The sequence below is a fragment of the Chryseobacterium shigense genome (genome assembly GCF_900156575.1).
Lineage (GTDB): Bacteria > Bacteroidota > Bacteroidia > Flavobacteriales > Weeksellaceae > Chryseobacterium > Chryseobacterium shigense.
Genome location: NZ_FTNY01000002.1, coordinates 26,466 through 43,764 on the forward strand (window position 1 = coordinate 26,466; position 17,299 = coordinate 43,764).

Annotated in this window: 13 protein-coding genes and 1 pseudogene; 9 read left to right on the plus strand and 5 right to left on the minus strand. The window is 39.2% G+C overall.

Annotated elements, in window-relative coordinates:
* Positions 1-93: 93 nt before the first annotated feature.
* The 5 genes from BW964_RS05630 to BW964_RS05650 all read right to left on the minus strand — a co-directional run bounded on the left by BW964_RS05630 (position 94) and on the right by BW964_RS05650 (position 5,630).
* Positions 94-1,053, minus strand: a complete 960-nt coding sequence (locus BW964_RS05630) for a Rossmann-fold NAD(P)-binding domain-containing protein (protein WP_084175654.1) — start codon at positions 1,051-1,053, stop codon at positions 94-96.
* Between the two features lie 217 nt (positions 1,054-1,270).
* Entirely contained in the window at positions 1,271-2,410 is a 1,140-nt protein-coding gene (locus BW964_RS05635) for an aspartate aminotransferase family protein (RefSeq protein WP_076506665.1), read from the minus strand.
* Between the two features lie 328 nt (positions 2,411-2,738).
* A complete protein-coding gene (argC, locus tag BW964_RS05640) occupies positions 2,739-3,701 on the minus strand; it encodes an N-acetyl-gamma-glutamyl-phosphate reductase (RefSeq protein WP_084175657.1) in 963 nt (320 codons plus the stop codon).
* A 161-nt stretch (positions 3,702-3,862) separates the two neighbouring features.
* Positions 3,863-5,056, minus strand: a complete 1,194-nt coding sequence (gene argG, locus BW964_RS05645) for an argininosuccinate synthase (protein ID WP_076505549.1) — start codon at positions 5,054-5,056, stop codon at positions 3,863-3,865.
* Positions 5,025-5,630 (minus strand): GNAT family N-acetyltransferase, encoded by a 606-nt coding sequence (locus tag BW964_RS05650; RefSeq protein ID WP_076505551.1) that lies wholly within the window; start codon positions 5,628-5,630, stop codon positions 5,025-5,027. Before BW964_RS05650 ends, argG begins: the two co-directional genes overlap by 32 nt.
* 160 nt (positions 5,631-5,790) lie before the next feature.
* On the opposite strand from BW964_RS05650, the gene BW964_RS05655 reads away from it, so the two are divergent.
* From BW964_RS05655 to acs, 9 genes and pseudogenes are all read left to right on the plus strand, one after another.
* Complete coding sequence (locus tag BW964_RS05655) at positions 5,791-6,207, plus strand: transposase-like zinc-binding domain-containing protein (protein WP_076505553.1); 417 nt, start codon at positions 5,791-5,793, stop codon at positions 6,205-6,207.
* A 327-nt stretch (positions 6,208-6,534) separates the two neighbouring features.
* Positions 6,535-7,914, plus strand: coding sequence for a porin (locus BW964_RS05660; protein WP_076505554.1), 1,380 nt, complete (start codon positions 6,535-6,537; stop codon positions 7,912-7,914).
* Positions 7,915-7,965: 51 nt separating this feature from the next.
* Complete coding sequence (locus BW964_RS05665; RefSeq protein WP_076505556.1) at positions 7,966-9,546, plus strand: MFS transporter; 1,581 nt, start codon at positions 7,966-7,968, stop codon at positions 9,544-9,546.
* A gap of 43 nt (positions 9,547-9,589) precedes the next feature.
* Entirely contained in the window at positions 9,590-9,817 is a 228-nt protein-coding gene (locus BW964_RS05670) for a DUF6814 family protein (protein ID WP_076505558.1), read from the plus strand.
* Between the two features lie 80 nt (positions 9,818-9,897).
* On the plus strand, positions 9,898-10,092 hold the full coding sequence (locus BW964_RS05675; RefSeq protein ID WP_076506667.1) for a hypothetical protein: 195 nt from the start codon (positions 9,898-9,900) through the stop codon (positions 10,090-10,092).
* A complete protein-coding gene (locus tag BW964_RS05680; RefSeq protein WP_076505560.1) occupies positions 10,085-12,790 on the plus strand; it encodes an ATP-binding protein in 2,706 nt (901 codons plus the stop codon). Before BW964_RS05675 ends, BW964_RS05680 begins: the two co-directional genes overlap by 8 nt.
* A 6-nt stretch (positions 12,791-12,796) precedes the next feature.
* Positions 12,797-13,159: a response regulator transcription factor gene (locus BW964_RS05685; RefSeq protein WP_076505562.1), complete on the plus strand. Its 363-nt coding sequence runs from the start codon at positions 12,797-12,799 to the stop codon at positions 13,157-13,159.
* A gap of 186 nt (positions 13,160-13,345) precedes the next feature.
* Complete coding sequence (locus tag BW964_RS05690) at positions 13,346-15,232, plus strand: AMP-binding protein (protein WP_076505564.1); 1,887 nt, start codon at positions 13,346-13,348, stop codon at positions 15,230-15,232.
* Positions 15,233-15,289: 57 nt separating this feature from the next.
* Positions 15,290-17,200: pseudogene (gene acs, locus BW964_RS05695) on the plus strand (acetate--CoA ligase); the annotation flags it as partial.
* Between the last annotated feature and the right edge of the window lie 99 nt (positions 17,201-17,299).

The following is a 17,299-nucleotide window of genomic DNA, read 5'->3' on the forward strand; positions in this document are numbered from 1 at the left end:
GTTCCGTTGGAACTCTTTGTGGGTTTAAATGTTCTTGAGATTCTTATCCTTGTCAAGGTTTAAAACCTTGACAAGGATTGAAAGGAATTCCAGTTATTTAGAATTCAATTCATTCAAAATTTCTGAAAAAACGGCTTGTGCAGAGAAAATTCTGTTTTTGGCCTGCTGATAGATAATGGAGTTTTTTCCATCCATTACCTCATCGCTCAATTCTACATTACGACGGACAGGAAGGCAATGCATTACTTTAGCATCGTTGGTGTTCTTCAGCTTTTCCGCTGTCAGCATCCAGCTTTCTTTTACTTCCGGCATGACTGCATAATCATCGAAAGAGGACCAGTTTTTTACATAGATAAAATCAGCGTCTTTTAAAGCTTCCTCCTGATTATGGATTACTTTGATATCTTTCGTGAAGTTTTTATCCAGATCATAGCCTTCAGGATTGGCGATGACAAAATCTACGTCCATTTCCTGCATCCATTCTGCAAAGGAATTTCCTACGGCCTGAGCAATCGGCTTAATATGTGGCGCCCAGGTCAGAACTACTTTCGGTTTGCGTTCCTCTTTCCAGTTTTCTGTAATGGTAATACAGTCTGCCAGACTTTGAAGCGGGTGTCGCGTTGCGGATTCCAGAGAAATCACAGGTACTTTCGCATGCTGCTCAAACTGGCTCAGGATACTTTCGTTAACATCGTCTTCCTTAGATTTCATGCCCGCAAAACAACGTACTGCAATGATATCGCAATATTGATTTAATACTTCTATCGCATCTTTGATGTGCTCAACGGTATCGCCATTCATTACGGCTCCGTCTGCAAATTCAAGATTCCAGGCTTCCTGGGCTGCATTTAAAGTCAGGACATTCAATCCTAAATTCTGTGCGGCGATCTGACTGCTTAAACGTGTTCTTAAACTTGAATTTAAAAATACCAGGCCTATAGTTTTCCCCTTTCCTTTCTCTGTTTCGGAATGAGGATTTTCTTTAATTTGTAACGCTTTCTTTATAATTTCCTGTAAGTTTTTTACGTCGCTTACAGAGGTGAATTTTTTCATTTGATGAATTTTTTAATTACTTGTGATACTCTTAAACACAAATTTTTTTTCATTTAAACACATTAGAACACATAAGTAACCTTAAAATGATTGTGTATATTTAAGTTCACATAAGATGAAAATCAAAGGTTTTCAGAAAACTCAAGTGTTCTTCTTAAGCGCTTAGTAGTTTCTTTACCATTACTAAAGTGTTTATATCTTTTGTAACTTTTTTGGTTTAAATCTTATCTAAAACTTCTTTTAAAGCACCGACAAAAAGATCTGTTTCTTCTTTGCCGATAGTAAGAGCCGGAAGGATCCTCAATACACTTTTATCATTGGAATTTCCTGTAAAAATGTGATGATCGTACAATAGACTTTTCCTCACTTCTGAACAGTCCTGATCCAGCTCTACTCCAATCATTAATCCTTTCCTTCGAATGGATTTAATATGGGGAAAATCTTTAATTTCGTTTTCAATATAATCACCCATTTTCTGAGCATTTGCTATCAGACCTTCCTTTTTCATAACATCCAAAACCGCAATGGCAGCAACACAGGCTAAGTGATTCCCTCCGAAAGTTGTTCCCAGCAAACCATTGCTTGCCTGAAACTTAGGGTGAATCAGGACACCTCCGATCGGGAAACCATTTCCCATTCCTTTGGCTGTCGTGATCATATCCGGTTGGATACCAAATTCCTGATGGGCAAAGAAATATCCGCTTCTTCCGTATCCTGACTGCACTTCATCCAGAATCAAAGCTGCGTCATATCTTTCACACAGTTCTTTAATTTTGGATAAAAATTCCGCCGTCGGGATCATAATTCCGCCTACTCCCTGAATTCCTTCAATAATGACGGATGAAATTTCACTTCCCTCAGTTTCAAAGATCTCTTCAAGCTGTTGGATATCATTCCATTCAGACTTAATAAATCTTTCAGAAAAATTAACCGCAGCAACAATTTTTGGATTATCTGTTACAGAAACCGCCGCAGAAGTTCTTCCGTGGAAGGATCCTGAGAAATAAAGCACTTTACTTTTACCGTTATGGAAAGAGGCTAGTTTCAATGCGTTTTCATTGGCTTCAGCTCCTGAATTGCATAGAAAAAGGTTGTAATCTTCATAGCCTGAAAGTTTCCCTAATTTATCAGCCAGCTCAGTCTGCAATTCATTCTGAACCGAGTTTGAATAGAAAGATATTTTCTCCAGTTGCTCTTTTAATTGAGTTTGATAGTGCGGATGATTATGTCCGATGGAAATCACTGCATGACCTCCGTAAAAATCAAGATATTTTTCTCCTTTATCGTCCCAAAGAAATGAGCCCTGGGCTTTTACCGGATTTATGTTGAATAATGGATATACGTTGAATAAATTCATTTTTTTTGTTTTAATTAATTTCTTTTGTCTTGAAATCGAAGATTCGACGTAGTCAAACAAAAGAAACAAAAGTTCAAGACTGGAAACTTCCGCTAAAAAATATTTTTGTTCTCTAAAAATTCTAAAACCTGCGCTAATTTGACATTTGTTCTTCGATTCGAAATTTGTCTCGCGCTTCGAACAGTAGAATTTTCTTAACGTTCACAAAACTATTTTTCTTAACGCTCCATTTTCCTAAGTCGAATATTTCTGTTTTTCAATTCACATTTCACATTTCACATTTCACAATTGACTTATTGACCATTCACCTTATTAACCATTCACTTTTTTAAAATGCTACAGGCTTTAAGTTCAGTCCCAGGCTTTCTTCCCAGCCCATCGCAATATTCATGTTTTGTACCGCCTGTCCGGAGGCTCCCTTTAACAAATTGTCAATCGCTGAGTGAATGACCGCTACATTCCCACTCTTTTCTATATGAATCACACAGCGATTGGTATTGACAACCTGCTTTAAATCAATTGCATTTTCACTTACCTTCACAAAAGGCTCTTCTTCATAAAAATCCTGATACAACTGAACGATATCTGAAAGTACTAAATCTGTTTTCACTGTAGAACTTGTAAAAATTCCTCTTGCAAAATCTCCTCTCCATGGAACAAAATTCAGACTGATATCTTTATGATTAAACGAAACTAACTGCTGTAAAATCTCATCCACATGTTGATGCGTCAGCGTCTTGTATGCCGAAATATTATCATTCCTCCAGGTAAAATGTGTCGTTGCCTGCAAAGACTGGCCTGCACCCGTAGAACCTGTAATCCCCGTCGTGTACACTTCATTCAACCAACCCTTTTCAGCTAATGGAAGAAGAGCGAGCTGAATCGCTGTGGCAAAACATCCCGGATTGGCGATACTTTTTGCACCTTCCAGGTTTTTTTTATTGATTTCAGGAAGTCCGTAGATAAAATTTCTGTTTCCCAAACTTCCGTCCAAACGGAAATCATTTCCAAGATCAATAACTAAAGTATCTTCCTTTACTGAATTTTTAATAAGCCAATTCTGACTCTCCTTATGAGGAAGACACAAAAATAAAATATCCACCTCTTTCGGCTCATCCGTTAAAACCTGCTCACAAACTGCCGTTAAATCCGGGTACAAATCTGAAATTTTTGTCCCCGAATTGGAACGGCTATATAAAAAACTCAATGACACATTGGGATGAAAAGCCAGCACACGGACCAATTCGCTCCCTGTGTAGCCGTTGGCGCCTACAATTCCTGCTTTTTTCATATTTTTAATGATATGATGATTTGATTATGATTGATAGGATTTCATCCTATTCTTGGATAAATCGTTTTTATTGATAGGACTGCGTCCTATCCTTGGGTAAATCGTTCCGTATGAACTCTTTACTTATAAATCTTTATTTAGAGTTCCTTAACTGAAGTTTTTTATTTTGAATTGATCTGGTGGTAAATGTTTAAGGAATTGCTTACAATTTTTGTGTATCCTTTTACATCTTCTCCTGTCCAGGCTCTGTTGGCTTCGCCGTAGCTTCCGAATTTATCAGACATCAGATCGTGCTTGGATTCAATTCCGTTTAAAACAAACCTGTATGGATGAAGGGTGACAAATACTTTTCCACTGACCGTTTCCTGAGAATCGATTAAGAAAGATTCAATATTTCTCATCACAGGATCCAGGAATAATGCTTCATGAAGCCAGTTTCCATACCAGTCGGAAAGCTGAGACTTCATCACCTGCTGATATTTTGAAAGCGTGTGTTTTTCCAATAAATGGTGTGCCTTGATGATCACTGATGCCGCCGCTGCCTCAAATCCTACTCTTCCCTTAATTCCCACAATAGTATCTCCAACATGAATATCACGACCGATCCCATAAGCTGAAGCCAGTTCTTCAATTTTTTGAATCGCCTTCACGGGATGTTCAAAATTTTCTCCGTTTACCGCTATAACCTCACCGTTTTTAAATTCAATCTCCAGTTCTGAAGGCTGAGTTTCTTTAATTTGGGATGGAAAAGCTTCTTCCGGAAGACAATTTCGGGATGTTAATGTTTCCTTTCCTCCAACGGATGTTCCCCAAAGTCCTTTATTGACTGAATATTGTGCTTTGTGAAACTCCATTTCATACCCATGGCTTTTCAGAAATTCAATTTCTTCTTCACGGGACAGACTCATATCGCGGATCGGTGTAATGATCTCTACTTCCGGACACATTACCTGAAAAATCAAATCAAAACGAACCTGATCATTTCCAGCCCCTGTACTTCCGTGCGCAATAGCATCAGCACCGGTTTCAATGGCATACTTTGCTATTTCCTGCGCCTGAACGGTTCGCTCAGCGCTTACAGATAACGGATAAGTATTGTTTTTCAGCACATTTCCGAAGATCAGATACTTTACACAAGAGTTATAGTAATCTTCCTGAGCATCTACGCACCTGTATTCTTTAGCCCCAAGATTAAAGGCTTTTTTCTCCAGTTCCTTTTCTTCTTCTTTTGAAAAACCTCCGGTATTTACAGTGACTGCATACACTTCATACCCCAGTGTTTCACTAAGATATTTAGCACAGTAAGAGGTATCCAAACCTCCGCTAAACGCTAAGACTACTTTCTTTTTCTCCATTGTAATCATCAATTTCGGACTGCTGAATTTCAGTCCCGTTTACTTTATTATTATTGTCAGGAACGAAAAGCATCGCTGTACACAGACAATTTTTACGTTCCTTTTTCATTAAAATCTCATAATTCACACAGTTCTTACACCCGCTCCAAAATTCTTCATCCTGAGTCAATTCAGAATAGATGACCGGCTTGTAACCCAGATCACTGTTAATTTTCATGACGGCAAGTCCTGTGGTCAACCCAAATACCTTTGCATTGGGATATTTTTCTCTAGATAGCTGGAAAACCTTATTCTTGATCAAAGTGGCTACTCCTCTGTTCCTGTAATTCGGAGATACAATAAGTCCGGAGTTGGCTACAAACTGACCATGCGACCATGTCTCAATGTAGCAGAACCCGACCCATTCGCCATTTTCAGTAGCAACCACAGCATTACCCTCTGAAATCTTTTTCGTTAAATATTCGATGGAACGTTTTGCGATCCCCGTTCCTCTTCGCTGTGCAGAATCATACATTTCCTGCTGTATTTCACTCACATACATTAGATGTTCGCATGAGGAAATTTCTATTTCCATTTATTTATCTAATTTTTTTGGCAAATTTAAAGCATAATAACTTTAAAAACCAAATTAAAAAGATATTTTTTTTGATTTGAAGAAATAAACAGGTAATTTTATCTTTACAATAAAATATAAATTTGCTAAATTATTATATATTTGCTAAAAACATATAGCTATGGAAAACAAGTGCCCAAAATGCGGCGGCGATAAGATCGTCAAAAGCGGAATTATCAACGAAAAACAACGTTTTCTCTGCAAAGACTGCAAGTATTATTTTACCGTAAAAAAAATGGGGAAACAGATCGATGACTACTATGTCACCAAAGCGCTTCAGCTGTATCTTGAAGGCTTAAGTTTCCGTGAAATAGAAAGAATCATTGGGGTCTCCCACGTCACGATCAGCTCCTGGATCAAAAAATACAACATCACAAGACCTCCTCATTCTGAATTCCATCCTGTTTATAAAATATTAAAACAGAATGAATTGATTGAATATATCGCGAAGGAAGAAAACATCAAAAATTCAGGACTTATCATTACTCAATTTGCGGATAAGTATATGCTGATTAAATGGGAGAGATTTAAGAAGTAATTGAGACACTACAGCAAGATACAAGACATCAGATTTCAGATCTTAGATTTTAGACATTAGGAGTGGTAGCTTCGGGAGCCTCAGCCACCAGGCACCTGTCATTTATTAATCAAAACTCAACTCACAACTTTATCCTGACACATTCACTGTCCAACACTCAGGCTTTCTAACGCTAAAATCCGTAATTCAAATCTAATAAATCGCGACTAAAAACCAGTCGGTTACAAAAAACTATACCATTACCACTAATATATATTAAATTTTTGTAAATAAATTATTAATTACAATTTGGCATTCACAAAAAACAACGCCAAAAATTGATAATTTATGAAGAAATTACTTTCATTTATTGGATTAGCCTTAATAAGCAGTTCTTTATACGGACAGGGTTCTCCTGATTACGGAGGCGGATTAAAAATAAACCTCAATCCTGAAGGAGATAAGTACATCAGATTTATATTGTGGGACCAGTTCTGGCTCAGGAATACCCAAATGAACCCGGGAAGTATGGTTGGCGGAGAAGCTACTGACAATTCCTGGAGTCTTGGAAACAGAAGATTGCGCGCTTTAATGTATGCGCAAATCTCTAAAAGATACATGATCCTTGCCCATTTCGGGATCAATAACCAAACCTTCATCAATGGCGGAGCTACAGGCGCCACAGGAACAGGAGGTTACGGAAACGGTAAGAAACCTCAGTTGTTTTTTCATGATGCGTGGAATGAGTACGCAGTTATTTTACCTGGAGAAGCGGGAAAATTCAGTTTATCTTTAGGGGCAGGCCTTCATTACTACATGGGACTTTCCCGTATGACGATGGCTTCAACCCTTAATTTCCTTACGGTAGACTCTCCTATTTTCTCATGGCCTTTGATTGACAATTCCGATCAATTTGCAAGACAGCTCGGGATGTTTGCTAAAGGAAAGTATGGGAAACTGGAATACCGTTTCAGTCTGAATAAACCTTTCGCAACAGACCTGGTCCCGGTCAATGTTACAGATCCTTCAAGAGCTGCAGCTGTTGACAATAATGGAAATCCAAGCTTTTCTAAAGCAGGCTATGTTGAATATCAGTTTCTTGATGAAGAATCCAATACACTTCCTTTCAAAGTGGGCTCGTATTTAGGAACCAAGAAAGTGTTCAATATAGGGGCCGGTTTTTACCATCAGGCTGATGGGACAAGAACTTCTATTAATTCCAATATTGAAAAACATGATATTACACTCGTAGCAGTGGATGCATTTGCAGATATTCCTTTGGGAAATGCCAAGCACAAGATGGCCGTTTCAGCCTATGCCGGATATTATAACTACAATTTCGGTCCTAACTACATAAGAAATCTGGGAACGATGAATATTGCAGCCAATGATCCCAATTTTGCAGGAAACAGAGCTATTGCAGGTCCTGGAAATCTACAACCGATGATAGGAACAGGGAATGTAGTATATGCCCAGGCCGGATTATTGCTTCCAAGCCAGGCAGAGAAACCAAAGATCAGAATACAGCCTTTCGCGGCGTATACCCATAAAAGTTTTGAAGCCCTCGATAAGCCGTCTTCCCAATTCGACGTAGGGGCTAACTGGTTTATAGACGGGCATCATGCCAAGATTACCACTCAGTATTCTACAAGACCCATCTACACCAGTCCAACGGAAAGCCCTTCCTCAAAAGGCGAATTCATTGTACAGTTCCAAATTTACCTTTAACCCCAGGATGAACTTAATATCTTAATTCATTAACATCAAAAACCAATCAACATGAGCGACAATCACCACGAAAACTACGAGAATATGACCGAACGGCAGAAGAACCGCACCATCTGGAGCGTGATCACTGCCTCATCCCTCGGTACTCTGATAGAATGGTATGACTTTTATATTTTTGGTAGCTTAGCGATCGTTTTAGCGACCAAGTTTTTCCCTGCTGACAATCCTACTGCAGCCTTTTTATCTACACTGGCTACTTTTGCAGCCGGATTTGTAGTAAGGCCTTTCGGAGCTTTATTCTTCGGAAGATTAGGCGACATTATCGGAAGAAAATACACATTCCTTGTGACTCTTCTGATCATGGGATTTTCTACTTTCCTGATCGGATGTATTCCGGGATACGAAACCATCGGATTTATGGCGCCGGTTTTAGTTTTAATTTTAAGACTTTTACAGGGCTTGGCATTGGGAGGAGAATATGGAGGTGCAGCAACCTATGTTGCAGAATATGCGCAGCCGCACAGAAGAGGTTACTGGACATCATGGATTCAGACGACGGCTACTGCAGGACTTTTCATTTCATTAATTGTGATTTTAATTACTAAAAACACGTTATCTGCAGCAGAATTTGATTCCTGGGGATGGAGAGTTCCGTTCTGGATTTCAATTTTAATGGTGGGAGTATCATATTTCATCAGAAAAAACATGAAAGAATCTCCGCTTTTTGCAAAGGCTAAAAGTGAAGGAAAAACCTCTAAAAATCCATTAAAAGAAAGCTTCGGAAATAAATTCAATTTCAAATTCGTCTTATTAGCGCTATTCGGCGCTGCAATGGGTCAGGGTGTGATCTGGTATACCGGACAATTCTACGCCATGAGTTTCCTTCAGAAAGTAATGAATATAGATTCGATGCAGGTGGATTATTTAATGGCGACTGCCCTGCTGATGGGAACTCCGTTCTTCGTATTTTTCGGCTGGCTCTCCGATAAGATCGGACGAAAAGCAATCATGATGACCGGTATGCTGGTGGCTATTTTAGCCTACAGACCGATTTATGACAGCATGTATAAAAGTGTCAATATTGAAGCTAAAACGGTTGCAAGCGACGGGATCAAAGAGACAAGAAGCGCCGCCATTCATAAAGACCTTGCATCAGACAGCTTAATTACCTTTCACAAAGAAACTACCTACACAGACGGAACTTTCATCAAAAAAGACAGCATTGTACACTGGTCTGCAGCCGGTCCTGTGATGAAAGACGGAAAAGCAGAAGAGCCCAAAGTCACAAAATCAATCACACTGAGCAATGATACAAGATGGTATCTGGTGTTTCTGGTTTTCCTTCAGGTGATTTTTGTAACCATGGTTTACGGCCCGATCGCTGCTTTTCTTGTTGAAATGTTCCCGGTAAGAATCCGTTACACCTCGATGTCACTCCCTTATCATATCGGAAACGGAGTATTCGGGGGACTTCTTCCGGCAGTGGCCACGTATCTGGTTACTCAGGGAAAAGATGCAGGACACCCTACGTGGTATCTGGAAGGACTTTGGTATCCGATTGGAGTTGCCGCAGTCTGTCTGATCATCGGATTATTTTATCTTAAAAATAAGAATAATAATATTCACGATTAGATAGCAAATCACTTAATTTTTTACTAATTTTAAAACTACTAAAATGAACGGAATCAAAAAAATATTAGGCCTACTCTGGATTGCAATAGCCCTGGTGGTAGGATATTTCGGAACAACGGTTCTTGGAATTCCAAAAATCACTTCAGGAAAGCAGGAAGATCTGGTATTCGGGATCATCATCTTATTTGTACTGATGCCGATTATCTCTGGCGGACTGGCCATTTTCGGCTATTATTCGCTGACAGGAGAGTATTCGGACGATAAGATTTAATTTTCAAAAGATCAATGATAATTGATAATGATGGATACTATATCTTCAGTTTATTAATTATCATTGATCCAATATCATTTATGAAAAAAAGACACGAACAAAAACTGATTATCCTGAGTATCGGACTGATGATGGCTTTCAGCATCCCTATTTCACTGCTTTTCAACAGTGAAAAAAATGTTTTTGGCTACCCAATGATTCTGATCTATCTGTTTGCGGTCTGGATGATCTCCATCATTATTTCTTTTGTAATCGTAAAAAAGTATGATGAGTAGTTTCGCATTATTTGTTGTGGTCTTAATCTATCTCGCTCTTTTGTTCTTAGTTGCCCACCTGGCAGAGAAGAAGAAAAGTAAGCGATGGATCAATAATCCTTACATCTACGCGCTGTCTCTGGCCGTGTACTGTACAGCCTGGACCTACTACGGAAGTATTGGTGTCGCAGCAACAAGCGGACTAAATTATCTTCCCATTTACATCGGACCGATTATGATCATTCCTGCATGGATCTACATCAATACGAAAATCGTAAGAATATCAAGAATTAACAAAATCAGTAGTCTTGCGGATTTCATTTCCTTAAGATACGGAAACAGCAGAAGCTTCAGTGCGATAATCACGATCGTCTGTCTGCTGGCCATTGTTCCTTATATCGGACTTCAGATCAAAGCGATTTCCGAAACCTTTCACTTGGTGACGGAAACTTCGATATCCAACAATATACTGACTGATAACGCAACATTTGTCGTTATTCTGATTGCTTTGTTTTCCTCCTATTATGGGACCAGATATGTGGATGCTTCGGAAAAACGTTTAGGAATTATTTCGGCGATTGCTCTGGAGAGTTTCCTAAAGCTTTTCTTTATCATTATTCTGGGGATATTCGTTATTTACTTCGTATTTGATGGTTTTTCGGATATCTATGAGAAAGCCAGCCGATTTGAAGATTTTAAAGAAAAAAATACATTCAACGGAATCGAGGGCGCGATGAACTGGATGGTTCTCTGCATGATTTCCGCTACAGCCATTTGCATCCTCCCTAGACAGTTTCACACAGCTATCATCGAAAACAGACAGGAAAAGCACATCAAAACGGCGATCTGGTTTTTTCCGCTTTACTTATTGATTTTTACCATCTTCATCTTTCCTATTGCATGGGGCGGAAGACTTATTTTCGATGGACAAAAGGTCAATCCGGAGTTCTACTCTATTTTGATCCCACAGCATTTTGACAATACTCTGATCACTGTTTTTGTATTCCTTGGCGGATTGAGCTCATGCATTTCCATGATCATTATTTCTGCGATCACTTTATCCATCATGCTCTCCAATAATCTTATCATTCCATACGGTTTATTGGGGAAATTCAAATCTGATAATGAGGTTCAGAATACAAGAAATATTACGAATATCAGGAAATTCAGCATTTTCGCACTGATTATCATGGCGTTTGCCTTCTATAAATATTTCATTCTGAAAACATCGCTGGATTCTGTAGGTTTGATCTCATTTGTTGTCATTGCCCAGCTGGCTCCTTCTTTTTTCGGAGCGATATTCTGGAGGAGAGGAAGTTACAAAGGCGCTGTAGCAGGACTGCTTGCAGGATTGGCAATCTGCTATTTCGGGCTAATTATTCCTCAGTATTACTTTTCTTATAATCAGGAATTCAAGGGGATTATCCAGGAAATATATGACGTTTTCGGATTCTTTAATATTTCTTTTTTAAGCAGTATCCCGGAAATCTTCTTCTGGTCGACCTTGGTGAATACCTCGCTTTTCACCATTATTTCTGTAAGCGTGAAGGGAAATTACAGGGAAAGAAATTTTGCAGAATTGTATGTGGATATTGATAAGCACATCCAAAATCACGAGAATGCATTCATCTGGCGCGGAACCGCCTATGTATCAGACATTAAAAATATCCTGGAAAGATTTTTAGGGAAAAATAAAACTGAGCAGGCTTTAAGAATTTTTAATTTGAAATATAATATCGATTCTAAAACTGAAACTGCAGATTCAAGGTTTATCAAATTTTCAGAAAATCTTCTGGCAGGAAGAATCGGAACTGCATCGGCAAAAATCCTGATTGAAGGCGTGACCAAAGAGGATAAAATATCATTAAAGGAAGTTTTAAATATTTTAGAGGAATCCAAAGAAAATATTACCCTCAATAAAAAGCTGACAGAACAGTCTGAAGAATTGCAAAAACTTTCTGATGACCTGAGAACAGCCAATGAAAACCTGATCGTTAAAGACCGCCAGAAAGATGACTTTTTAGATTCCGTTGCCCATGAATTAAGGACTCCTATCACCGCCATCCGTTCAGCAGGAGAAATTTTAGCAGACGATGACGATATTCCACTGGACATCAAACAGGAATTTTTAAATAATATCATCACGGAATCTGACAGACTGAGCGAAATTATCAATGATATTCTTTATCTGGATCAACTGCAACATGGTGAAATTGTGTTAAATATCAAAGACAATAACATTCTTGAAACGTATAAAAAAGCTTTAAATCCACTCCTTCACCTGATCCATCAGAAGGATCTTCATTTAAGCGAAGTTAACCTTTTGAATCAAACCGTATTTGAGCATGACGAAGCAAGAATGATTCAGCTTTTCCAGAATATTCTCGGAAACGCTCTAAAATTCACTGATGAACAAGGAACCATACAAACCAAGTTCTCCGAAAAAGAAAACCACCTCATCATCAGCATTTTCAACACCGGAAGACATATTCCTGAAGAGGATCTGGAAATGATCTTTGACAAGTTTTATCAGTCTAAAAATCAAAATATTCTAAAACCTACAGGAAGCGGACTCGGATTGGCGATTTCCAAAAAGATTGTTCAGGCTCACTTCGGAACAATAAAAGCAGAAAACAGCGGTCTGGGTGTAACTTTTACGATAAGCATTCCTTACAATATAAAAAATGAAATCCGAAATGAAGTTGAACACAACCAATAACCTTCTATGAGAAAGATAATTATTGCCGATGACGAACACAAGATACTCATGTCACTTGAATACAGTTTTAAGAAAAACGGCTATGACGTATATATTGCAAGAGACGGAACCGAAGTCCTGGACTTTCTTAAAACCATGGTTCCGGACGTGATCCTCCTTGACATTATGATGCCCAACCTGGATGGATACAGCGCCCTGGAAGCCATTAAAAAAGAGGAAAAACTGAAAGACACAAAAGTCATATTTCTGAGTGCTAAAAACAATCCTAAAGACATTGAAAAAGGACTGAAAATGGGAGCTGACGCCTATGTAACAAAGCCATATTCCATTAAAAAACTGATGCAGCAGATTGAGGAGATGTTTGGGTAGCGGGATTTAGATATCAGACACGAGACTTGGAACGATACTTATACTGGATATTAAGTCAATAACACACGCCGTCATTGCGAGCGAAGCGAAGCAATCTCTCATCATTCTTATAAATAATAAGATTTTTAAATGTACATCACCTTCTTTTTCACAATGACGATATCAACATGAAACACAAAAATTACTATGGATACAGATATTCTGTTTAAACAAAGCATAGAAGACAAAGAACATTTTTGGAAAGAACAAGCCAAAGAAATAGATTGGTTTCAGTTTCCGGAACAGATTCTTTCTCAAGATAAAAATGATTATCCGCAGTGGTATGCTGACGGAAAACTCAACATATGCCATCTCTGTATTGACAAACACATTGAAGACGGTTTCGGAGAGCAGCCAGCGATCATCTACGATTCCCCCGTTACCAATCAGAAGCAAACGTATACTTTTAACCAGGCTAAAGAGGAAATTTCAAAATTTGCCGGAGGTCTTGTTTCATTGGGGTTAAAAAAAGGCGATACAGCCGTTATTTATATGCCTATGATTCCGCAAACTCTTTTTGCAATGCTGGCCTGCGCAAGGATTGGAGTGATTCATAACGTGGTTTTCGGAGGTTTTGCTCCGCATGAACTGGTCGTGAGAATCGATGATTGTAAACCAAAAGCTTTAATCACAGCCACCGCAGGCGTAGAAATAGCGAGAAGAATTCCCTATTTACCGCTTGTTGAAAAAGCTATTGAACTGGCACAGGATAAAGTAGACCACATTATTGTTTACAACAGGAAACTAGTAGATAATCAGCACGAAATGTTTGAAGGGCTCATTGACTATGAAGAATTAGTACAAAAATCAAAACCTGCCGATTGTATTGCAGTAGAATCTACCCATCCTTTGTATTTGCTTTACACCTCAGGAACCACAGGAAAACCAAAAGGAATCGTACGGGATACCGGAGGCTACGCAACCGCCCTGAAATTTTCAATGAAATACATTTATGGGGTGAAACCAGGCGAAACCTACTGGGCAGCGTCTGATTTCGGATGGGCAGTCGGGCACAGTTTCAGCGTCTACGGTCCGCTCATCAACCGGAATACAACGATTATTTTTGAAGGAAAACCTATTATGACCCCCGATGCAGGTACGTTCTGGAGAATTATTTCAGAATATAAAGTTTCTACGATGTTTACAGCACCTACCGCTATCAGAGCCATTAAAAAAGAAGATCCGAACGGAGAATTAGTTAAAAAATATGATCTCTCCCATTTTAAAAAACAGTTTCTGGCTGGTGAAAGATGTGATGTCGCGACATTGGACTGGTTTGCTGAACACATTGGAGTTCCTGCTATCGATCACTGGTGGCAGACCGAATCCGGCTGGCCTATGCTAGGTTTAATGACTTTAGACGATCAGTATAAAATCAAAAGAGCTTCTGCCGGAAAGCCTATTCCGGGATATGACATTAAAATTTTTGATGAGAATGGATATGAACTTGATGCTCACCAAGAAGGCTACTTAATCATCAAGCTTCCACTTCCTCCCGGCGCGCTTTTAGGCATCTGGAATGATAATGACCGTTTTCAGAGCAGCTATCTGTCCCAATACAAAGGGTATTATTTTTCCGGAGACGGCGCCATTCAGGATGAGGACGGTTATATTTTCATTACCGGAAGAGTGGATGATGTGATCAACGTGGCCGGACACCGGCTTTCCACTTCAGAAATGGAAGAAATCGTATCGTCACATCCCGACGTGGCAGAATGCGCTGTGGTAGGCATCGATGACGAGCTGAAAGGACAGATTCCTTTTGCTGCGGTTGTGTTAAAAAATGGTTCGCCTATAACCGAAGAAGAGGTAGAAAAGGACATTATCCGTATGGTCCGGGAGAAAATAGGTGCTGTAGCGTTTCTAAAAAATGCAATGGTTGTCAAACGTTTACCTAAAACACGGTCAGGAAAAATTTTAAGAAAATTGATCAGAACCTTACTGGATGGGAAAGATTTTCAGATTCCATCCACTATAGATGACGAAAAAATCATTGAAGAAATTCAGGAAAAAATCAATGATTACAGGGCTTAAGCCATAAATTAAACATATATTTAATATTAATAAAATTCAAATTTCAAAAAAAGAAGGGATATGAGAAATTACTTAATTGAAGATCTGCCACATTATTTTGAAGAGTACAAAAAGTCTATTAAAAATCCCAAAAAATTCTGGGATAAGATTGCTGATCAAAATTTTGTCTGGTACCAAAGATGGAGCAAGGTGGTTAAGTATGATATGAATGAAGCCAAGATCACATGGTTTAAAAATGCTAAATTAAATATCACTAAAAACTGTATAGACAGACATCTTACCGTAAGAGGAGAAAAAACCGCAATCATTTGGGAGCCCAACGATCCTAAAGAGCAGGCACAACATATCTCCTACAATGAATTATACAGCCGTGTTAATAAAACCGCTAATGTTTTACGCGAAATGGGAATTGAAAAAGGCGACAGAGTCTGCATTTATCTTCCTATGATCCCGGAACTGGCCATAACCATGCTTGCCTGTGCTAAACTGGGCGCGGTACATTCGGTAATTTTTGCAGGATTTTCTGCATCAGCGGTAGCATCAAGAGTCAATGACTGTAATGCCAAAATGATCATTACATCAGATGGAAGCTACAGAGGAAACAAAGTTCTGGATCTGAAAAGCATCGTAGATGAAGCTGCGGAGAAAACCCCAAGCATACAATCTATTCTGGTCGTGAAAAGAACTCACAACGAAATCAAAATGAAAGACGGCAGAGACTACTGGATGGCTGATCTGTACGAAAAAGCGTCTGCCGATTTCGTCACTGTCATCATGGATGCCGAAGATCCTCTTTTCATTCTCTATACTTCCGGTTCCACGGGAAAACCTAAAGGAATGCTTCACACTTCCGCAGGGTATATGGTCTACACCGCCTATACTTTTAAAAACGTATTCAATTATAAAGAAAATGACATTTACTGGTGTACAGCGGATATTGGATGGATCACTGGACATTCTTACATCCTGTACGGGCCGCTGCTTAACGGAGCCACCACAGTCATTTTTGAAGGTGTCCCTACGTATCCTGAACCCGACCGTTTCTGGGAAGTGATCGAAAAACATAAAGTCACTCAGTTCTACACCGCTCCTACCGCCATCCGATCATTAGCTAAAGAAAGTTCGGAATGGGTTGACAAACATGACCTGAGTACTCTGAAAGTCATTGGCTCAGTAGGTGAACCGATCAATGAAGAAGCATGGCACTGGTTTAATGATCATGTCGGAAAGAAAAAATGTCCTGTGGTGGATACCTGGTGGCAAACGGAAACGGGAGGTATCATGATCTCTCCTCTTCCTTTCGTTACGCCTACTAAACCTACCTATGCTACCCTTCCTCTTCCGGGAATCCAACCTGTGCTGATGGATGACAAGCGCAACGAAATTACAGGAAATCAGGTAACCGGAAATCTATGTATCCGTTTTCCCTGGCCGGGAATTGCCAGAACCATCTGGGGCGACCATCAACGATATAAAGAAACGTACTTCACGGCATTCCCGGGAAAATACTTTACCGGTGACGGCGCTTTAAGGGATGAAGTGGGATACTACAGAATTACTGGCCGTGTGGATGACGTAATTATTGTTTCCGGACATAATCTGGGAACAGCGCCTATTGAAGACAGCATCAATGAACATCCTGCTGTGGCTGAATCTGCGATTGTGGGATATCCTCATGACATTAAAGGAAACGCCTTATATGGTTTTGTAATCTTGAAAGAAACAGGAGAAGGCCGTGACAAGGAAAACCTTAAGAAGGAGATCAATCAGCTGATCTCGGAACAGATAGGACCGATTGCTAAACTGGATAAGATCCAGTTTGTTTCCGGGCTTCCTAAAACACGTTCAGGGAAAATCATGCGTAGAATCCTTAGAAAAATTGCAGAAGGAGATTTCAGTAATTTTGGAGATATTTCAACGCTGTTGAATCCGGAAATTGTAGAGGAAATCAAAAATGAAAGAATTTAGATTTAAATTCAAATCCTATATTATAGAAACGGGCTTCGGTCCGTTTTTTTGATAATAATGCTTAAGAATGAGTATTTTTTATTCGCGTAGATTTCACGG